Origin of the sequence: Nocardia carnea, from assembly GCF_029869215.1 — a bacterium.
In the GTDB taxonomy this organism is placed as follows: domain Bacteria; phylum Actinomycetota; class Actinomycetes; order Mycobacteriales; family Mycobacteriaceae; genus Nocardia; species Nocardia carnea_B.
The window spans coordinates 1-19,903 of sequence record NZ_JARWPM010000351.1; the positions used below are offsets into that span (position 1 = coordinate 1).

Sequence of the window (19,903 nt, forward strand, 5' to 3'; positions counted from 1 at the left end):
GGTCTCGGACATCCGCTCCCCGGTCGTTCGTCGCGTCGCCACCAGCGTCGGGCCGGCGCGGCGCGCGGGCAGGTGTACCGCGTGTGGCTCGGGTAGGTCCGGCTCACGGCGCGGGGCGGGCCCGGACGGCCGGGTCCGCACCGCGGGAACGGCTCCTATCGGGCCGCGGCGACGGTCAGGAGCTCACGCCACTGAGTTCGTTCGGGACATCGGGCAGGGTCACCGATCCGGTGACCGCGCCGGCGGCCAGGTCGATCCGGTGGATCTGTTTGGTGGCCGGGTCGGAGACGTAGGCGACGGAGTCGCGGACGAACAGCGCCGGCCGCGGCTGCTGCCAGTCGATGGGCTCCTGCCACGGGTCCAGGACGTCGATGGTCCGGGTCACGGTGCCGGCGACCGGGTCGATCACATGGATGGCGCCGTCGGTGCCGAGAACCAGCGCTTCGCCCCGCGGGCCGCGGGCCAGCGAACGGAAGGTGTAGCTGGTGCCCAGGTCGACCAGCCGCAGCGTGCCCTTCTCGGTGTCGATCAGCGAAATCCGTTCGGGGCGTTCCAGTTCCGCGTGCTCGTCGGTTTTGTAGTCACCGAGCACGATCGGCGACACCTCGCTGCCGGCCTGGTTGCCGATCCGGCCGTAGGGATCCGGGCTGCTGATCTTGGTCAGTTTGCCGTCGCGGTAGACCAGGACGCCGTTCTCGCAGCCGACGACCAGGGTGTCGCCGGCCGCGGTCGCCTCACCGTGAACACCGGGGCATTTCTCGTTGCGGGCGGTCTCCTTGCGCCCGGCGTCCAGGATCGCCAGCCCGGTCCGTTCCTCCTCCGTACCGAGGGTGACCGCGAGTTCACCGCTCTCCAGTTCCACCGCCACACCGTGATGCGGGGTGGCGGCCTGGTATTCGCTGGTCTCCGGTTTCCCGGCAGCGAGGTCGGCGGGATCGAAGGAGATCACGGTGCCGGTGCCGTCGGAGAACAACACCGTGCGACCGGCATGCCGGACGACGTGCCCCGGTTTCGGGCCGGGGAATTCGATCCCGGTGAACCGTGCCCCGGCCGCGTCCAGGACTTCGAAACCGTCGGCGGTGGAGACGATGACATGCCGGTCGTCACCGGCGGGATTGACCCGGTTGAATCCGCTGAGTTCCACCCCGCCGCCCCGTTCGAGGGTGGTGCCGTCCAGCAGATGGATACCGCCGTCGTAGGTGACGGCCAACGGGTCGGCGATCGACGTCTGTTCACCGGAATCGCCGGTACCGCAGCCGCTCACCACGACCACCGCGGTGAGCAGACCGGACAACGCGACGGCCCGTTTCGTTCCAGACCGAATGTGCATAGTGTTCCCTCATCTTCTTCGTGCTGCCCGCGGCGGCTGTCCACCGCGGGTATTGCGGGGTCAAGCGGGGGCGAGGCCGGTCACCATCGCGGTGGTGTTGGCGCGCATCATCTCCAGGTAGGTGGCCGCACCGGCGCCGGGCGCGGTGAGCGATTCGGAAAACAGGCCGACGATCCGCACCTGGACGCCGGCTTGTTCGGCGAGGGCCTGCGCGAGCCGATCCGGCCGGGCGGAATCCACGAAGATCGCGGGGACACCCGTGGCCCGGATGGCGGCGGCCAGGTCGGCGAGGTCGGCGGCGCTCGGGGAGGCCAGCGTGGTACCGCCGGGGATCACGGCGCCCACCACCTCGAAACCGAAACGTTCTGCGAGGTAACCGAATACGTGATGGTTGGTGACCAGTTTGCGCCGCTCGGGTGGCACGGTGCCGAACCGGTCGGTCATCCAGCGACGCAGTGCGTCGAGTTCGGTGAGATAGCGGCCGGCGTTCGCGCGGACGGCGGCGGCATCGATATCGGGAACCGAGGCGATGACCTCGTCGCGGATCACCTCGACCGCCCGGTGCACCCGCTGCGGATCGGTCCAGAAATGCGGGTCGGGTGCGCCGGCGGCATCGCCGGCCCGATAGGGGAGTGGGTCGATCCGGTCACCTACCGACAGTTTCGGCACCCCGGCCTCGGCGGCTGCCGTCACATGCCGGGCCAGCCCCTCCTCCAGACCGAGGCCGTTCTCGACGACGAGATCGGCGTGGTCCAGCACCGCGGCTTCCTGCGCCGACAGGGCGAAGGAATGCGGATCGGAGCCCGGCGGCATCAGCACCGTCACCGGTGCCGTATCACCGACCACGGCGCGAGTGATATCGCCGAGGATATCGGTGGTCACCACGACCCCGCCGCCCCCGGAATCGGTGATACCGCAGCCGCTCAGCGCGAGTACGCCGGCGACGAGCGCCGCGCAGATACGGGTGATCGTGGTCATCGTCCGGTCTCCACCATCAGGTCGGGGTCGATATCGAAGGGAAACGTGCGGGCCACCCGCAGATCGTCGGCGTAATCGATCTCGTGGACCTCGCGGCGGGCCGGGTCGTTGAGGTAGGCACGCTCGGAGTCGACGAGGAGAACCGGTGCCGCAGCGGGGTCCACGGGTGCGGGGAGTACGTGATTGCGGGCGGTTTCGGCACCGGTGTCCGGGTCGTAGGCGTGTAGGACACCGTCCGGGGTGAGGGCCAGGATCGCGGTATCCGCACCGGCCGTGGTCGCGGCGGTCACCGGCCCTGTCTCGATCGGCCGCCAGGTACGCCGGGCGATATCGAGGACCAGAACGCGGGAATCCCGGACGGCCACCAGCACATCGCTGCCAGGACGGTGGAAGAAATCGGTTACGCTGCCGGTCGTCCCCGCCGGATACGGCAGCTTCTCGGCCGTGAACCGGTCGTCGCGTTCGGTCACCAGCAGTGCGCCGTCGGCGCAGGAGAACACCGCACCGCGCCGGGTCACCGTGTATCCGCCCGGGCCACGGCATTCCGGTGCCAAGGTTTCGACCGGTTCGCCCGTCCGGCTGCGAATTTCGATCCGGGCGGCCCCGGGTGCGGCCACCAGGAGGTGCCCGCCGTAGGGGACCGCGATTCCGTCCACCACCGGGCCGGTGCGCAGCTCCCCGTCATCGAGAGCCGCGCGGTCGGCGGTGACGGTGCTCCCGGAATCGAGTGCCGCGGCGGCCACCACGGGATCGCTGTACGCGGATCGGACGCCGCCCGCCACGACACCGACCCGGCGCGGTTGCGCCCGGTAGTAGTGCACATGGTCGCCGTGGTCGACCACCCAGCTACCGCTGTCCACCACGGTGGTCGCGTCGCCCGCGGCGAGGTAGGCATAGCGCCCGTCCCCGGCGATCCGGGTGACGCCGGGGACCGGATCCAGCTCCGTGACCTCCTCGGTCACCAGATCGAGCAGCCGGACATCGCCCGAATCCCGATCGGCGACCACCAGGCGCGGCTGCGCGCTCGCGCTCTCCTCGGCGCCCTCGACATACCCGTGGGGCGCCGTTTCGGCGGCCGGTTCCGTGCTTCCGCACGCGGCGACCGGCACCACCAGCAACCCCGCCAGCATCACCCCCGTTACCGTTCTCGTTGCCGACGGACGCACCGTGCCGCGCGACTTCCGGCCCCCGCCGGCACCGGTGTCGCCCATCGCCGCGTCTTCGGACCGGGCGCCGCTTGTATCGAGTTCCCGGGAAGGGCGATTCGCCTCGACCGCAGCCTGGCCGGCGATAACCTTGCCCGGCCCTTGCTCCGAGGAGTGGCCCGCCCCAGTGGCTTCGGAAGCTCCCGGATCGGAGCCGCCGCCATCCGGGCCGGGCTCATCCGGACCTCCGGCAGGACCTGCGCTTCCGGTGCGTGCCCGCACAACGCCGCGGACCCGCGCCGCCAGCGCGGAGACGAAGAAGATCACCACCGCGATCGCCGCGATGGTCGCTCCGGCGGCGGTCCGCGCATACCAGGAGACGAGCAGCCCCAGCACGGTCGACAGTGCGCCGAAACCCGCTGCCAGCAGCATGATGCGGGGTATCCGATGGGTGAAGTAGGTCGCCGCCGCCGGGGGCGCCACAAGCAGACCCAGCACCAGCAGGGTGCCCACGATATGGAACGACGCGGCGATCGCCAGCGTGAGCAGCGCCAGCAGGGCGATCTGCGCCACGCGGGGACGCAAACCCAGCGTATGGGCGGTCCGCGGATCGAAACTCAGTGCGACGAAGGCGCGGTGCCCCGCCACCGTGATAGCCAGCGCGACCAGCAGCGCCGCCAGCAGGAACAGCAGATCACCCGGCCGGGTGGCGAGCACATCGCCGAACAGGAAACCGGTGAGGTCCACCGCGAACGATTGCGATCTCGATATCAGGATCACCGCCGTCGCCAGCATGCCGACGAACAGCAGCCCGATTCCGGTATCGGTCGACAACCGGCGGTTTCGGCTGAGCACCGAGACCCCCGCCGCCATGGCCGAAGCGCTCACCAGCGCACCGATCAGCAAGTTGCCGCCGAGTAGTGCGGCCACCGCCACACCGGGCAGCATCCCGTGCGCCATGGCCTCGCCGAGGAAGGCCATCCCGCGCACGACGACCCAGGTTCCGGCGAGCGCGCACAGGCAGGAGACCAGCAGTCCGCCCCAGAGTGCTCGTTGTACGAATGAGACCTCGAACGGGGTGAGCAGCCAATCCATGATTGACGACTGTAAACTGGTAACGATTGTCATTACAAGTTGGTTTGCGGGAGTCACAGGATGCGCTCGGCGGATATCGAAATCACCGGACTGTCGGCCGGATACCGGGACAACCCGGTATTACGTGAGGTCACGGCGACACTTCCGGGCGGCCGGGTGACCGCGCTGATGGGTCCCAACGGGTCCGGGAAGTCCACGCTGCTCGCGGTACTGGCGGGCATCCTGAAACCGGCGTCCGGTTCGGTTCACCGCCCCGGCGGCCGCCGCCCGGCCCTGGTCGTCCAACAGCAGGAGATTCCACCGACCCTGCCGATCACCGTCTCCGAAACCGTCGCCATGGGCCGCTGGGCGCATCGTGGTTTCTGGCGCCGCCTCACCCGTGCCGACCGGGCCGTGGTCGCGGAATGCCTGGCGCGCATGGATATCGCCGATCTCGCCGCCCGCCGCCTCGACACACTGTCCGGTGGGCAGCGCCAGCGGGTGCTGCTGGCCCGCGCGCTCGCGCAGCAATCGGACCTGCTGCTCCTGGACGAACCGAGCACGGGACTGGATGCGTCCGCCCAGGAAGCCATCGGTGCCGCCGTCCGGGAGGCCGCGGCATCGGGGGTCACGGTCGTGCACGCCACCCACGACCTCGCCGACGTACGCCACGCCGACCACTGCGTGCTGTTGCGCGGTGGCCGGGTCGTGGGCGCCGGTGACCCCGAAACCGTGCTCGCGCCGGTGGCGTGAACCCCCGGCCCGGGCCGGGACGTCTGCCGTCGGCGGCAACCCTGGTGCGACGGTGAGAAGATCCTCTACTGTTTGTCTCACCCGCGCCCGTAAGCGACGACAAGGAGGTCGGATCGTGGACTCCAGCGAGCCTGCCGCCGTGTCATGCCCCGCCGGAATCCATCGATGGGAGCCGTAGTGCAGAACAGACCCTCGGCAGCGGAGCTGCTGGAATCACTCGCCGAACTGCTGGAGGAGACACTGCTGCCGGCACTGCCCGCCGATCTGCAGCATCGCGCGCGGGTCGGGGCGAATCTGGCCCGCATCCTGGGCCGCGAGGCCGAGCTCGGCCCCGCGGCGGCCGCGCGGGAGAAGGAACTGCTCGAGGCGGTTCCGGCCGGTGACGACGAAGCTCTCTGGCGGGCACTGACCGAAGTGGTGCGGGCCGATCTCGCCATCGCCAAACCGGGCTACGACAGCTGGGAAGGCGAGTGATGAGTACCGATCCGGCCCTCGGCCTCGCCGATTTCCTGACCGGTGAACTCGGTGATCAGGTCACCATCTCGGATTTCCAGTTCCTCTCGGCCGGCGCCCGGCGCCGCAATATCGCCTTCACCGCGACGGCCGGTGATACTCCGCGCCGCCTGGTCGCGACCGTGGTTCCGCCGGCCGTCGAACTCATGCCCGTCGACGCCGAAGCCGGCGTCCGGGAATTGGCGCGCGCCCACGGGGTTCCCGTCCCCGCGGTCGTCGCGATCTGTACCGACACCTCCTACGTCGGGGAACCCTTCCTGATCTCCGAACATATCGACGGCGAAACCGTGCCGCGCCGGGTGCTGCGCACGCTTGCCGCCGCGGGGAACGCGGAGCAGACGGCCCACCAGTGGGGTGCGGCCATGGCCCGGCTGCACGCCGTCGACCCGGCGCAGGCACCGGAGGCGGTTCCGGCGGCCGGTGCCGACCCCGCCGCCGAACACCTGGCCGAGGTCGCGGCGGTGGTGGGTGAGCTGCTGCCCGACCGGCCCGTGTTCGCCCTCGCCTTGCGCTGGCTGGAGAAGCGGCTACCCGGCCCGCCGCCGCGACCCGCGCTCGTGCACACCGATATGCGCAACGGCAACCTCATCGTGAGCGCGGAGGGTTTGCGGGCCGTGCTGGACTGGGAGGGCACCCAGCGTTTCGGTGATCCCATGCGCGACGTCGCCTGGCCCGCCCTGCGCATGTGGCGTTTCCGGGAGGACGCGAAGGAATTCGGCGGGTTCGCCGGCCGCGACACCTTCGTACGCGGCTACGAGGAGGCGGGCGGCACCTTCGACCTGGACCGTTACCGCTGGTGGAAGGTGATGGGCACCCTGTACTGGGGTGCCGGCCTGGCCCAGCAGGCGGCCGCGCATCTGGACGGCACCGTCCGCGATATCGTCATGGCCGCCAGCGGGCGCCGGGTATCGGAAATCGAATGGGATCTGCTCATGCAGATCCGCCCCACCGCGAAAGCATAGGAGTCACCGTGGATTTCGAGTTGCCCGCCGAGCTGCGCGCCTACCTCACCGAACTCGACGAATTCATCGAACGCGAAATCGAACCGCTCGAACGAACCGACGACAATATCCGGTTCTTCGATCATCGCCGCGAAGACGCCCGCACCGATTGGGAGCGCGGCGGCCTGCCCAGCGCGGACTGGGAAGAACTGCTGGCCGAATCCCGCCGCCGCGCCGACGCCGCCGGCCACTACCGGTACGCCTTCCCGAAGGAATTCGGTGGCCGCGACGGCACCAACCTCGGCATGGCCGTGATCCGCGAACATCTGGCCCGCCGCGGGCTGGGCCTGCACTGCGACCTGCAGAACGAACACGCCATCGTCGCCAACAACGTCGGCCTGCTGCTGATGCTGGAATACGGTTCCCCCGCGCAGAAGGAGCAGTGGGTGGACGGCCTCGCCGCCGGCACCAGGTTCTTCGCCTTCGGTATCACCGAGCCCGAACACGGCTCCGACGCGACGCATATGGAAACCACCGCCGTCCGCGACGGGGACGACTGGGTGATCAACGGCACCAAGACCTGGAACACCGGCGTCCATATCGCCGATGCCGACCTGATCTTCGCCCGTACCTCCGGAAAGGCGGGCGAGGGCCGGGGTATCACCGCGTTCCTGGTCCCCACCGATGCCGCCGGGTTCAAGGTCGAGGAATACCTGTGGACCTTCAATATGCCCACCGACCATGCCCGGGTCTCGCTGACCGACGTGCGGGTCCCCGATTCGGCGGTCTTCGGTCAGGAGGGTCGCGGACTCGGGGTGGTCCAGCATTTCTTCAACGAGAACCGCATCCGCCAGGCGGCCTCCAGCCTCGGTGCCGCACAGTACTGCGTGGACCGCGCGGTCGCGTACGCCAACGAACGTAAACCGTTCGGCAAACCGCTGTCGTCGAACCAGGCCATCCAGTTCCAGCTCGTCGAACTGCACACCCAGTGCGAGATGCTGCGCGCCCTGATACACAAGACCGCCTGGTCGATGGACAAATACGGCACGTTCGCGGTGTCCGAGCAGGTGTCGATGTGCAACTACTGGGCCAACCGGCTCTGCTGCGAAGCCGCCGACCGGGCCATGCAGGTGCACGGCGGACTCGGCTACTCCCGCTACACCCCCTTCGAGCACATCTACCGCCACCACCGCCGGTACCGGATCACCGAGGGCGCGGAAGAGATCCAGATGCGCCGGGTAGCCGGCTACCTGTTCGGCTTCATGGACCGGGCCGTGGTCAAGGGCGTGGGGACCGGCGCATCCGGGCAGAAATAGCAATCGTCCGTGCTGTCCCGGGTATGGCCACGGTGGGAGCGAGGAGAGACGCTGGGCCGGCACAGCCGCGCGGCCGCATGGTCGGCGGGCTTGCGCCTGGTGGATTTGCGGTCCCGGTCCCGTAGACGCTGCTCGAGCGGCCGGCTCAGGCGGCCCGGGGTCGAGACTCCGGTCGCCTGTGGCGAGTTCTGTGCTCGGTTGCGTTGCGCGCCGGGACCGCGCCGGGCGAAATAGGAAGCCGCCGATCCCATCGCCCGGGGATATCGCTGCAATGTTTCCATGGCCGGCCAGGACAGCGGTGGTGTTCGGCACCTGTGAGCGAGCCCGGCGGCGCCGGGTAGCGTCGGATGCGGCCCACGCGGGCAGGAGTAGGAGGATCGATGAGCGCAGAGCCGGGCCGGCTGCTGGTCGCCAATCGCGGCGAGATCGCCCTGCGGGTATTCCGTGCCGCGCAGTCGATGGGGGTCGCGACGGTCGGGGTGCGTTCCCAGGACGACGACGGCGCGCTGCATGCGGACCGCTGCGACGACCTCGTGGTGTTGCCCGGCTCGGGCCCGGCCGCCTATCTCGATATCGCCGCGATCCTGGCGGCGGCCGGCGAATCGGGAGCCACCGCGATCCATCCCGGCTACGGATTCCTCTCCGAGAACGCGGGATTCGCGCGTGCCTGCGGGAAGGCGGATATCACCTTTGTCGGTTCGGCGGCGGAAACCCTGGAACTGTTCGGCGACAAGGGACGGGCCCGGCAACTGGCCGTCGATCACGACGTCCCGGTCCTGCCCGGCACCACCGGACCGACCTCGCCCGAGCAGATACTCGACTTCCTGACGGCGCAGGACAGCCCGGTCATGCTGAAGGCGGTGGCCGGGGGCGGTGGCCGCGGCACCCGGGTGGTGCGTTCGGCCGAACAGTTACCGGAGGCTTACGAGCAGTGCCGGGCCGAGGCGGTGAGCGCCTTCGGCGTGGGTGATCTGTACGTCGAACGGCTGCTCACCGGCGCCCGGCACGTGGAAGTTCAGCTGGTGGGCGACGGTACCGGCGCGGTCGTACACCTCTGGGATCGCGATTGCACCCTGCAGCGCAGACACCAGAAACTCGTCGAGATCGCGCCGAGCGCGGTACTCACCGGCGCCGCCCGGGAGCGAATGCTCGCGGCGGCGGTGCGGCTGGGCCGCGCCGTGCGGTTACACGGCGTCGCGACGGCCGAATTCCTCGCGCTGCCGGACGGGACGTTCTATTTCCTCGAGGTCAATCCGCGACTGCAGGTGGAGCACACCGTCACCGAACAGGTCACCGGCGTCGATATCGTGCACACTCAGCTCCGGCTCGCCGCCGGCGCGACCCTCGCCGAGCTCGGCCTCGAGCAGGCGACGATCGCCGAACCGGCCGGATGCGCGATCCAGATCCGGGTGAACGCCGAAACCGTGCGGCTCGACGGCACCCTCGCTCCCGCCGCGGGAACCATCAGCGGATTCGACCTGCCCACCGGCGCCGGGATCCGGGTCGATACGGCCGGCCGCACCGGAGCGCCGGTGAATCCGCGATTCGATACGCTGCTCGCCAAGATCGTGGTGCACGACCACGACGGATTCGCGGCCGCGCACCGGCTCGCCGGGCGGGCCCTGCGCGAAACGGTGATCACCGGAGTACCCACGAATCTCGCCGTCCAGCGGGCGATCCTGGCGGATCCGGTCTTCGCCGCCCGTGCCGCCGATACGACGTGGGTCGATCGCCATCTCGTCCAATTGGCCGCGCGCGCACGGGAGCTGGAACAGCAGGTATCCGCGCACGCCCGGCGCGGTGCCGGGCCGAAGACCCCGGCCGGGCCCAGCGGCCACCGCGGCGCGAACCCCGCCGCACGAGGTGCCCCGGCGGTTCCGGGCGCCGGCGACGATCGCGCGGTCCGCGCCCCCACCGCGGGCGTCGTCGTGGCCGTCGAGGCCGAACCCGGCACCGTGGTTGCGGCCGGCACCACGATCGCCGTGGTCGAAGCGATGAAAATGCATCACCCGGTGACCGCCGGTCGCGCCGGGACGGTGGCGAACATCTCCGTCGATATCGGTGACTTCCTCGCCGAAGGGGAAACGGTCGCGGTACTGGACCCGGTGGCCGGCTCCGCCGCGACCGGCGGCGGCACCGAAACCACCCTCGCCCCCGGCCATATCCGCCCTGACCTCGCCGCTCTGCGCGAACGCCGCGCCAAGCTCTACGACGAAGCCCGCCCCGAAGCGGTGGCCAAACGGCACCGCCTCGGTATGCGGACCGCCCGCGAGAACATCGCCGCCCTCACCGACGACGGACTGCTGGTGGAATACGGCGGCCTCGCTGTCGCCGCCCAGCGCGGCCGCCGCGACCTCGCCGACCTCGAGGCCCGCACCCCCGCCGACGGCATCATCACCGGCCTGGCCCGTATCAACGGCGACCGCTTCGCCACCGACCGCAGCACCTGCGCGGTGCTCGCCTACGACTACACCGTCCTTGCAGGCACCCAGGGCTATTTCAGCCACCAGAAAACCGACCGCCTGCTGCAACTCGCCCGCAGCAGCGGCTATCCGGTGATCCTCTTCGCCGAAGGCGGTGGTGGCCGCCCCGGTGACAGCGACCCGCCGATGGTCGCGGGACTGCATTACCCGACCTTCGCGGCCATGGGTGCGCTGAGCGGTGTCGTGCCCACCATCGGCATCGCCGCCGGCCGGTGTTTCGCCGGTAACGCCGCCCTGCTCGGTACCTGCGATGTGGTCATCGCGACCGAGAACTCGACGATCGGCATGGCCGGGCCGGCGATGATCGAGGGCGGCGGTCTCGGTGTGTACGCCCCGGAAGAAGTCGGGCCGATCGATATACAGCGCTACAACGGTGTGGTCGATATCGTCGTCGCCGACGAGGCCGAAGCCACCGAGGTCGCGCGCCGCTACCTGTCCTACTTCCAGGGCCGGTTGCCCGCCGGGGAGGTTCCCGACCAGCGCGCCCTGCGCCACCTCGTTCCGGAGGACCGCAAACGCGTCTACGACATCCGCGCGGTGCTCGACACCCTTTTCGACAGCGGTTCCGTCCTGGAACTCCGCCGCGATTTCGCCCCGACCGTGCTCACCGCGCTCGCCCGGATCGACGGCGCCCCGGTGGGTGTCATCGCGAACAACCCCGCGCTGCTCGGCGGTGCGATCGACGCATCCGGCGCCGATAAACTCGCCCGCTTCCTGCAACTCTGCGACGCCTACGGCCTGCCCGTCGTATCTCTGTGCGACACACCGGGTTTCATGGTCGGACCCGATTCCGAACAGCAGGCCGCCGTCCGGCATTTCCCGCGGCTGTTCGTCCTCGGCGGCCATCTCACCGTGCCCCTCGTCACCGTGGTGCTGCGCAAGGGCTACGGCCTGGGCGCCCTGGCGATGGCGGGGGGCGGATTCCACAATACGAATATGATCGTCGCCTGGCCCACCGGCGAATTCGGCGGTATGGGTGTGGAAGGCGCCGTGCACCTCGCGTCTCGCGACGTCCTGGCCGCCATTCCCGACCCGGACGAACGCGCCCGCCGCTTCGACGAACTGGTGGCGCTGGCCTACGCGCAGGGCAGCGCCGTCAATACGGCCGCGCACCTGGAGATCGACGATGTGATCGACCCGGCCGACACCCGCGCCGTGCTCGCCGCGGTCCTGCTCTCCCGGCCCGGCCCGCCACGCGACGGCTGGCGCAACAGTGCGCGCAGCGTGGGAATTGATACCTGGTAGACGGTCGCTCCGCATGAGCGAATCAGGCCTGGAGGTGGGAGATCCTGTGACAAGTCCAGCGGTACGAATCGAACGTGACGGCCCGGTTTTCACCGTGATCCTGTCGCGCCCCCACGCCCGCAACGCGGTGGACGGCCCCACCGCCGCCGCCCTGTTCGACGCCTTCACCGAGTTCGACAACGACGACACCGCGTCGGTGGCCGTGCTGTGGGGCGAAGGTGGCACCTTCTGTGCCGGAGCCGACCTGAAATCGGTCGGCACCGATCGCGGCAACCGTCTGGCCGCCGACGGCCCCGGCCCGATGGGTCCCAGCCGGATGCGGCTGAGCAAACCGGTGATCGCCGCGGTCGCCGGCCATGCCGTCGCCGGCGGCCTGGAGCTGGCGATCTGGTGCGATCTGCGGGTGGCGGCCGAGGATGCGGTGTTCGGGGTGTTCTGCCGCCGCTGGGGCGTTCCCCTCATCGACGGCGGCACCGTCCGCTTACCGCGCCTGATCGGTACCAGCCGGGCCATGGACCTGGTTCTCACCGGCCGCCCGGTGGATGCCGCCGAAGCCCTGTCCATCGGCCTGGCCAACCGTGTCGTACCCACCGGCCGGGAACGCGCCGCCGCCGAGCAACTCGCCGCCGAGATAGCCCGCTTCCCGCAGACCTGTGCCCGCCAGGACCGCCTCTCCCTGCTGGAACAGGATGGAATGACCGAACAGGAGGCCCTGGCCAACGAATGGGAGCACGGCCTGATCTCGTTCACCGACGCCGTCTCCGGTGCCCAGCGTTTCGCCGCCGGCGCGGGCCGCGGCGGCTCTTTCGCCGACCTGGGCTGATCAACCCTCCCCGCGCACGCCCGCGATCCGTTATGCCGGTGCGGTCGTCTCGCCCTCGACGCGTTTCCGGTTCTCGGCAGTGAGTTCCGCCAATCGTGCGCTCATGGCGCGGCCGGCGGCGTGCAGGGGAGCGGTGGAGCGCAGGGTGCGGCTGAGGACGAAGGCGCCCTCCAAAGCGGTGAGGGTGCCGATGATCAGTTCGCGGGCGGTGTCCTCGGGTAGGCCGCGGCGCACGAAGTACGCGGTGCCGTCCTCGATCCAGGAGGTGATGATCTCCGCGGTGACCTCGCGCAGCCCCGGTTCGGCGTCGGCGATTTCACCCGCCACCGTGCCGACCGGGCACATATTGATCCATCCCGTCTGCTCGATCTGCTCGGCGGCGGTGGCGAAGGCGGCGGGGATCGCCTCCTGCAGATCGGCGTAGGGATCCAGCAGCAGGGGGATCAGCTGACCGTAGGCCACGCCCGCCTCACGGAGGGCGGTGGCCGCGAGTTCGGGTTTTCCGCCCGGGAAATGGTGATAGAGCGAACCCATCGGCGCGTGCGCGGCCGTACTGATCAGCTTCACGCTGGTACCGCTGTAGCCGCGGGTGCGCAGGAGTTCGATCGTCGCGGTCACCAGCCGCTCGCGGGTTCCGGTGGTTGACATTTTCTCGGTCACCGCTCCAGACTAGAGCAATCATTCTAGAGCGATCGCTCGAAAGGGGTTCCGCGATGCCGACAGTTGACATACCTGCAGGTCGGGTGCATTACGTGGTAGACGGCGAGGGGCCGCCCGTGGTGTTGTTGCACGGTCTGCTGATGAATCACACGGTCTGGGACGAGGTGATCGGCCGCTTGCCGCCGGGCTTCCGCTACATCCGGCCCGACCTGCCGCTGGGCAGCCACCCGATTCCGCTCGAACCGGGGACCGATCTGAGTTTGCGGGGGCTCAACCAGCTGGTCGCGGATTTCCTCGCCGCGCTCGATCTGCACGATGTCGTCCTCGTGCACAGCGATTGGGGCGGGGCGCTGTTCCTCACCGCCTACGGCCTCGACGATCGGGTCGGGCGGCTCGTGGTGCTGCCGTGCGAGGCGTTCGACAATTTCCCGCCCGGGCTCCCCGGGAAGATGGCAACCGTCGCGAGCCGGATACCGGGCGGTATCACCCTGGCACTACGGCAACTGCGCGTGCGGTGGCTGCGGCGCACACCGCTGCTGTTCGGCTGGATGGCGCGCTCTCCGCTCCCCGACGACCTGGTACGCGGCTGGACCGAACCGGGTCTGCGGAACCCGGATATCCGCCGCGATCTGCTCGCCTACGCCCGCTCGGGGTTTCCGGCCCGCGAATTGATCGCACACACCGAGGAATTGCGCCGGTTCCGCGGGGATGCGCTGATCCTGTGGTCGGTGGCCGGCAAGGTGATGCCGCGCGAGCACGGCCGGCGGCTGGCCGGACTGATCCCCGCGGCCCGGCTGGTGGAAATACCCGACGCCTACGTGCTGTCCATGCTCGACCAGCCGGCGGCCGTCGCGAAGGCCATGTCGGAATTCCTCCTCACCGACCGCACCGGAACCAGCAGGTGAGTCGCCGCCGGAAACCGGGCCGCTCAGCCGGGCAGCCGCGGCGCGACCTCGGTGGCGAACAACTCCATCGTCGCGGCCGCCTGTTTCGCACCGACCATGAAGATCACCGCGTCGATACCCTGGTCGGCGCGTTCGGCCAGCCGGTCCACCAGCATCGCCGGCGTACCGACATAGCCTTCGTCTAGCCCGAACGCTTCCGCGCCGTAGTGGCGCCGCGCCCGGGCCTGCACCTCGGGAAGCTCGCGTTCGTTCTCGGCGATCGCCAGGATCGCCTGGTGCGAACGGCGGATCGTGGCCGGATCGCGGCCGATCCGAGCACATTCGGCGTCGAGCAGTCCGGTCAACCGGCGGTGGTCGGACAAGCCATAGGTAGGGATGTTCCAGACGTCGGCGTAGCGCGCGACCAAAGGCAATGTGTACTTCGGCCCCGCCCCGCCGATATGAATCGGTGGCCGGGGCCGCTGCACCGGACCGGGCACATTCGGGATATCGGCGACCTGATAATGCTCGCCGTCGAACGAGGTGCGCTCGCCGGCGAACATCGAGGTGATGATCTCCAGCGCCTCACCCAGCCGCTCCGCGCGTTCCGCCGCCGGGCCCCACGGCAGCCCGGACTGCCGATGTTCCGTGGCGATCGAACCGCTGCCCAGCCCGAATTCGAGACGGCCGCCCGAGATCACGTCCAGTGAGGTCGCCATCCGGCCCAGCACCACCGGATGCCGGAAGTTGTTGCACAACACCAGCGCGCCGACCCGCAGAGTGGTGGTGCCGGCGAGTAACGCGGTCGCCGTGGTCCATGCTTCGAGGGAGGGATGTTCGGGCAGTCCCGGCGACCACAGATGGTCGAAGAGCCAGAAGTTGGTGAATCCGGTGCGCTCGGCCGTTCGGGCCAGCTCGAGCAGCGGCGGGTACGCGGGAACCAGCTGCGGAACGTAGATGCCGAATTCGAGCGGTGACACGGACCGGAATTCTGCCAGCAGCGGTGCCCGGACAGCGCTGGAACGACGATACCGGTCGCCGATGGCACGCCGCCGGGATATCGGTGCGTATGTCCTGCCATAACGGGTAAGGCGAGGCGGACATCTACTGTCGATGATTGGAGGCGTCATGCGAGACGTCGACGAGAATGTTTCTCCCGCCCGCGGCGGACGGCTGCATATTCCGCGCAGCCGCGGTGCAGTCGGCGGGCTGGCCGTGCTGCTGCTCGGTATCTGGGGTCTGCTCATCCCGTTCATCGGGCCGTATTTCGATTTCGGGTTCACCCCGGACGAACCGTGGGTGTGGTCGGCCGCGCGTGGCTGGCTGGAGGTGTTGCCCGGCGTCGCCGCGATAATCGGCGGCCTGCTCATGCTGGGGAGCCGCAACCGGGTCGTCGCGAGTTTCGGGGGCTGGCTGGCCGTGGCTGCAGGCGCCTGGTTCGTGATCGGGCCGCTGCTGGCGAAGCCGTTCGGGATCGGGGATATCGGTGACCCCATCGCCGGATCGGACTGGAAACAGGCGCTGGTGCAGCTGACGTTCTTCTACGGGCTCGGCGCACTGATCCTGTTCTTCGCCGCGACCTCGCTGGGGCGGCTGTCGGTGCGCAGCGCCCGGGATATCGCCTTCGCGCGCCGCGGTGCCGACGCGGATATGGCGGGCCGGCATCGGGGCGCCGACGTCACCGAACCGGTCGAGCCGGTGACCAGGGGCGATCGCCGCTCCGGCGGACGGTTCGACAAGCCCGGCTGGCAGGGCGGGCCGGGTCTGCACGGCGGGACGGCCTGACTGCCGGTAGCTCTCCTGTGACGGCACAGCCGCTGCAGGCGAATCGGATCGGCCGGGTGCAACGGGACTGCCGTCTCACCCGGCCGAATCTGCCGCAGAGCTCGGCGCTACTGCGGGAAGAGTGCCAGCGCCTGCGCCATCACATCCCGGGCGACACCGTCGGTAGCAGAGGTGACCTCGACAACCGGAACACGCGGTACCCCCTCGGTACTGTCCAGCGGTAACTCCGGCCCGACCTGGGCGTGGTAGATCGGGATGCTGGGGTCGTACAGCGAGGTCGACCGGTACACGGTACGGCCGTCGAATTTCTCCTCGATGCTGCGGTCGCGCATCTGCTGGGGAACGCGGTACGCGTAGGACACGGTGACCGTCTCGTCCCGGTACCGGAACAGGCATTCGGTGAGCCGGCGCTGATCGGTATCGGCGGTGCCGGCGAGTTTCGCGCGCACCGCGCACGGGTCGGCGCCGAGCAGAACGGTGTCGACGGTGTCCGGGGAGGTGCCCTGGCCCGGTGACTGCCGCCAGCGTTCGATGATTCCCGGGAGCAGGCCGTCGGCCACGGCACAGGAATCGCGGTCCGGTACCGCGATGCCGAGGTAGAACGCGGCGCCCGCCGGGAAGCGGGCGGTGGCGCCGCAGGCGCGCGGATCACCGTCCCGGACGGGGACGAGCAGGGCGGTCACATCGCCGAACTGTTTGCTGGTGCCGCGCGTGGGCGCGAGCGGCGGCAGCAGGGTGGTATGCCAGGTCAGCGTGGATTCGCCCGCCGAGCCGCCGAGGACGGCCCGGCAGGAGTCCAGCCCGATCGCCACCTTCCGGATATCTCCGAGACCGAGGTCTTCGAGGGTGCCGCGGGGGAGTAGCGCACAGACATCGAGCTCACGGGTGGCCTGGGCTACAGCGGACTGTTGTTCGGGGGTGCCGGCCGGGGCCGACCAGAATTCCGGCGGCGGGCCGGGCTTCACCGGTGCGCCGGCTGCCCCGGTACCGGTCTCGGTGGCGGGGCCGGTCCGGTCGTCGCAGGCCACCACGGCGAACAGCGCGGCGGCGACGAGTACGAGTATGCGTTTCATTCTCACCCCTGATTTTCCGGTGTGTGCCGAGCCTGGTTCGGGTGTGCGCCGGAGCCGGACGGTGGCGTGCCGGCCCGGCCGCGCACCCACTTGGCCGCGAGCGGGAACACGAGCACCGTCGTCGCCCCCGCGGCGACCAGAGTGGATGCCATATCCGCGGTCATCAGCTCCCCGCGCACCGCCACCTGGGTGACCGCCACGATGATCGGCAACCCGGTCGCGGCGTACAGGGCCAGCTGCACCCGTTCGTGCGGAAGTTCGAGGTTGGCGCCGTGCGGGACGAAACGTTCGCTGAACCAGACGGTCGAGCCCCGGGCGAAGCCGATCGCGAGCACGAACAGCACCCACATCAGCGGTTCGGCGGCGACCGCGGCCGGGTCGATACCCATACCCGAGGTGACGAAGAAGATCGGAATCAGCACCCCGTACCCGATGGTTTCGAGGGAATCCCGGATTCCGGGGTGGGTCTCGGCGATCAGCCGGCGCAGGATGAGACCGGCCGCGAACGCGCCCAGCACCACATCGAGTTCGAAGACCTCCGCCACGGTCATCAGGATCAGCAGCAGCAGGAACACCAGCCGGACCGGGAGCTGGGTGGTGCCGGTCGCCAGAGTCGCGATCAGGCGTTCGGCCCCCGGATGGCGGTCCAGGATCCGCTGCGGAACCCACAGCAGGACGCCCGCGGCCGCGGCGAACAGGAGCAGAACCACCAGCGAGGCAGGCAGGTTGTGCCCGGTCAGCAGGATCGAGATCGCCAGGACCGGGCCCAATTCGCCGACCGCGCCGTGCGCCAGAACCGCCCGGCCCAGCGGCTGGTCCAGCACGCCGTCCTCCTTCACGATCGGCAGCAGGGTGCCGAGGGCGGTGGAGCTCAGGGCGATGGCGACCGCGATCGCAGCGGTGAATCCGGCGCCGGGCGCGGCGAGCCACACCAGCCCGAGCGCCAGCACGAGTCCGCCCAGCCAGGTCACCCAGGCGGTGCGGCCGGGTTTGCCGCCGAGCAATCTCGGATCCAGTTCGTAGCCGGCGAGCAGGAACAGCATGCCGAGGCCGAGTTCGCTGAGCAGGTCGACGCCGCCGGCGGTGCCCGCCAGGGCCAGGGCATGCGGGCCCACGGCCACGCCCAGGAGCAGGAGCAGCACCACATCGGGAATCGCCCCGCGGAGGAGCCGGGACAGCAACGGCGCCGCCACCGCGGTGGCAGCGATCCAGAACAGCGATACGATCGCCGACGGATCCGTCTCCACGGACGCCGCCCGAATCGTCATTCGATCATGGTCGCATCGGATCGCCGCCGCCCCCGGCGCCGACACGGTATCCGAACCCTACCGTTGCCATACGGGAGTCCCGGTGTTCAGGCGCGCCCGGTATCCCAGGTGGCGATCGCCCAGATGATGACGATATCGAGCGCGATGATCAGGATCGACCACAGCGGGTAGTAGGGCAGCCAGAGGAAATTCACCACGATCGACAGGGCCGCCAAGCCGATGGCGGTGATCCGCGCCCACGTCGCGCCGGTCATCAGCGCGAGCGAGGTGAGGATCAGCAGAATACCGAACACGATGTGGACCCAGCCCCAGCTGGAGAGGTCCAGTTCGTAGGTGTACTGGGGGCCGGCGACGAACACCTCGTCCTCGGCGACCGCGGAGATGCCTTGGAACAGGGTGATGAATCCGGCGGTGAGCAACAGCGCGGCGGCCGCGATGGTGGCGCCGCCGGCGAACGCCTGTTTCACCGGACGCTCTTCGGGCGCCGCGTGTGCTCCGGTCATCGCGGTGCGCGGGGCCTGCGTGGTTTGTGCGGTCGGGTCGGTGGTCATGCGAGCTCCCTTCAGGACGGGAGGGGCCACACCGGACCCTGAGAACTGATCGCCGATGACGCCCTCATACGCCACACTTCGAATCACTCTGTCCCGGATTATGCCACTGGCCAGGCGCTTCGCCCGGAACCGAGCGATTTCGGTGCCGAGTCGCGATACTTCGGAAGAATTTTCCGGCGGGTTGTCGATCCGCCGGTTCCGCGTTCGACCTATGGGTGAAAGGGCCCCGGCCGGGGCCCGACGACACAAGGGAGACCAGACCATGAAGTACATGCTGATCATGCGCGCGACCGACGAAGCCTACGCCCAGATGGGTGATATCGATTTCGAGCAGATGCTGGAAACCGTCGGCCGGTTCAACGACGAACTCATTCGCGCCGGAGTCCTGCTCGCCGCGGAAGGTCTCGACGATGCCGCCGAAGGGGTGGTCGTCGACTACTCCTCCGCGGACCCGGTGGTCACCGACGGCCCGTACGGCGAGACGAAGGAACTCTTCGGCGGCTTCTACATCCTCAACGTCGCGTCGAAGGAGGAAGCTGTGGAATGGGCCAAGCGGATGCCGATGGGCGGCCCGGGGTTCAAGACCGAGATCCGGCGGGTGAGCACCATCGACGAGTTCCCGCAGGACAATATCTGGATCCAGAAGGAGAAGGCCTGGCGTGAGGCCACCGGTCAGCTCTGAGCGCGGCGGACGATGAGCGGACACGAGGGCCGGGACGCGGTCGTCGCGGTGTGGCGGATCGAATCCGCGCGCATCGTCGTCGCCCTCGCCCGCTACACCGGTGATTTCACCCTCGCCGAGGACCTGGCCCAGGAGGCGCTGGCCGAAGCCCTGGTTTCCTGGCCCCGGGAGGGGGTGCCGCGGAACCCGGCCGGCTGGCTGCTCACCGTCGGCAAACGGCGCGCCATCGACGGATTCCGCCGGCGCGCCGCCCTCGACGACCGCTACGCCCCCCCCCCCCCCGGGCGCCGGGGGGGGGGGGTGGCCGCCGGGCGCCCACCCGCGCCCCCCCGGCCCGCCGGCCCGGGACACCGGGCCCCCCCCCCCCACCCCCCCCCAGGGGGCGCCCCGCAGGGGAAA

18 protein-coding genes are annotated in these 19,903 nt (G+C 69.7%); 10 read left to right on the forward strand and 8 right to left on the reverse strand.

Annotated features, from left to right (window positions below; all coding sequences use genetic code 11):
• Nucleotides 1-175: 175 nt before the first annotated feature.
• The 3 genes from aztD to aztB are packed head-to-tail and all read right to left on the reverse strand — an operon-like array spanning nucleotide 176 to nucleotide 4,548.
• Nucleotides 176-1,330 carry a zinc metallochaperone AztD gene (aztD, locus tag QH276_RS24600; protein WP_280401121.1) on the reverse strand — a complete coding sequence of 385 codons (1,155 nt, stop codon included), beginning with the start codon at nucleotides 1,328-1,330 and terminating at the stop codon, nucleotides 176-178.
• Between the two features lie 60 nt (nucleotides 1,331-1,390).
• Nucleotides 1,391-2,308, reverse strand: coding sequence for a zinc ABC transporter substrate-binding protein AztC (aztC, locus tag QH276_RS24605; RefSeq protein WP_280401120.1), 918 nt, complete (start codon nucleotides 2,306-2,308; stop codon nucleotides 1,391-1,393).
• Nucleotides 2,305-4,548, reverse strand: a complete 2,244-nt coding sequence (gene aztB, locus QH276_RS24610) for a zinc ABC transporter permease AztB (protein ID WP_280401119.1) — start codon at nucleotides 4,546-4,548, stop codon at nucleotides 2,305-2,307. Before aztB ends, aztC begins: the two co-directional genes overlap by 4 nt.
• A gap of 60 nt (nucleotides 4,549-4,608) precedes the next feature.
• On the opposite strand from aztB, the gene aztA reads away from it, so the two are divergent.
• The 6 genes from aztA (at nucleotide 4,609) to QH276_RS24640 (ending at nucleotide 12,601) form a co-directional block, all read left to right on the forward strand.
• Complete coding sequence (gene aztA, locus QH276_RS24615; protein ID WP_280401118.1) at nucleotides 4,609-5,280, forward strand: zinc ABC transporter ATP-binding protein AztA; 672 nt, start codon at nucleotides 4,609-4,611, stop codon at nucleotides 5,278-5,280.
• A gap of 177 nt (nucleotides 5,281-5,457) precedes the next feature.
• Nucleotides 5,458-5,754: a DUF6285 domain-containing protein gene (locus QH276_RS24620; RefSeq protein ID WP_280401117.1), complete on the forward strand. Its 297-nt coding sequence runs from the start codon at nucleotides 5,458-5,460 to the stop codon at nucleotides 5,752-5,754.
• On the forward strand, nucleotides 5,754-6,755 hold the full coding sequence (locus QH276_RS24625) for a phosphotransferase family protein (RefSeq protein WP_280401116.1): 1,002 nt from the start codon (nucleotides 5,754-5,756) through the stop codon (nucleotides 6,753-6,755). Before QH276_RS24620 ends, QH276_RS24625 begins: the two co-directional genes overlap by 1 nt.
• 8 nt (nucleotides 6,756-6,763) lie before the next feature.
• Nucleotides 6,764-8,050, forward strand: a complete 1,287-nt coding sequence (locus QH276_RS24630; RefSeq protein WP_280401115.1) for an acyl-CoA dehydrogenase family protein — start codon at nucleotides 6,764-6,766, stop codon at nucleotides 8,048-8,050.
• Nucleotides 8,051-8,430: 380 nt separating this feature from the next.
• The gene (locus QH276_RS24635; RefSeq protein ID WP_280401114.1) at nucleotides 8,431-11,778 is read left to right on the forward strand and encodes an acetyl-CoA carboxylase family protein; all 3,348 of its coding nucleotides are present in this window, start codon (nucleotides 8,431-8,433) and stop codon (nucleotides 11,776-11,778) included.
• Nucleotides 11,779-11,824: 46 nt separating this feature from the next.
• Entirely contained in the window at nucleotides 11,825-12,601 is a 777-nt protein-coding gene (locus QH276_RS24640; protein WP_280406915.1) for a crotonase/enoyl-CoA hydratase family protein, read from the forward strand.
• A 30-nt stretch (nucleotides 12,602-12,631) separates the two neighbouring features.
• On the opposite strand, the gene QH276_RS24645 is transcribed toward QH276_RS24640, so the two are convergent.
• Nucleotides 12,632-13,261 carry a TetR/AcrR family transcriptional regulator gene (locus tag QH276_RS24645; protein ID WP_280401112.1) on the reverse strand — a complete coding sequence of 210 codons (630 nt, stop codon included), beginning with the start codon at nucleotides 13,259-13,261 and terminating at the stop codon, nucleotides 12,632-12,634.
• 53 nt (nucleotides 13,262-13,314) lie between these two features.
• On the opposite strand from QH276_RS24645, the gene QH276_RS24650 reads away from it, so the two are divergent.
• Nucleotides 13,315-14,166 (forward strand): alpha/beta fold hydrolase, encoded by an 852-nt coding sequence (locus tag QH276_RS24650; protein WP_280401111.1) that lies wholly within the window; start codon nucleotides 13,315-13,317, stop codon nucleotides 14,164-14,166.
• A 23-nt stretch (nucleotides 14,167-14,189) separates the two neighbouring features.
• On the opposite strand, the gene QH276_RS24655 is transcribed toward QH276_RS24650, so the two are convergent.
• Nucleotides 14,190-15,125 carry an LLM class flavin-dependent oxidoreductase gene (locus QH276_RS24655; RefSeq protein WP_280401110.1) on the reverse strand — a complete coding sequence of 312 codons (936 nt, stop codon included), beginning with the start codon at nucleotides 15,123-15,125 and terminating at the stop codon, nucleotides 14,190-14,192.
• A gap of 148 nt (nucleotides 15,126-15,273) precedes the next feature.
• Between QH276_RS24655 and QH276_RS24660 the strand changes: the two genes are divergently transcribed.
• Nucleotides 15,274-15,930: a hypothetical protein gene (locus QH276_RS24660; RefSeq protein ID WP_280401109.1), complete on the forward strand. Its 657-nt coding sequence runs from the start codon at nucleotides 15,274-15,276 to the stop codon at nucleotides 15,928-15,930.
• A gap of 107 nt (nucleotides 15,931-16,037) precedes the next feature.
• Here QH276_RS24660 and QH276_RS24665 read toward each other — a convergent pair whose 3' ends face one another.
• From QH276_RS24665 to QH276_RS24675, 3 genes are all read right to left on the reverse strand, one after another.
• The gene (locus QH276_RS24665; RefSeq protein ID WP_280401108.1) at nucleotides 16,038-17,003 is read right to left on the reverse strand and encodes a peptidase; all 966 of its coding nucleotides are present in this window, start codon (nucleotides 17,001-17,003) and stop codon (nucleotides 16,038-16,040) included.
• A 2-nt stretch (nucleotides 17,004-17,005) separates the two neighbouring features.
• Nucleotides 17,006-18,271: a cation:proton antiporter gene (locus tag QH276_RS24670; RefSeq protein WP_280401107.1), complete on the reverse strand. Its 1,266-nt coding sequence runs from the start codon at nucleotides 18,269-18,271 to the stop codon at nucleotides 17,006-17,008.
• An 86-nt stretch (nucleotides 18,272-18,357) separates the two neighbouring features.
• Entirely contained in the window at nucleotides 18,358-18,774 is a 417-nt protein-coding gene (locus tag QH276_RS24675; RefSeq protein ID WP_280401122.1) for a DUF7144 family membrane protein, read from the reverse strand.
• Nucleotides 18,775-19,084: 310 nt separating this feature from the next.
• Between QH276_RS24675 and QH276_RS24680 the strand changes: the two genes are divergently transcribed.
• Nucleotides 19,085-19,504: a YciI family protein gene (locus QH276_RS24680; RefSeq protein ID WP_280401106.1), complete on the forward strand. Its 420-nt coding sequence runs from the start codon at nucleotides 19,085-19,087 to the stop codon at nucleotides 19,502-19,504.
• Between the two features lie 12 nt (nucleotides 19,505-19,516).
• The coding region (locus QH276_RS24685; RefSeq protein ID WP_280406916.1) for a sigma factor at nucleotides 19,517-19,903 on the forward strand (387 nt) is incomplete at its 3' end.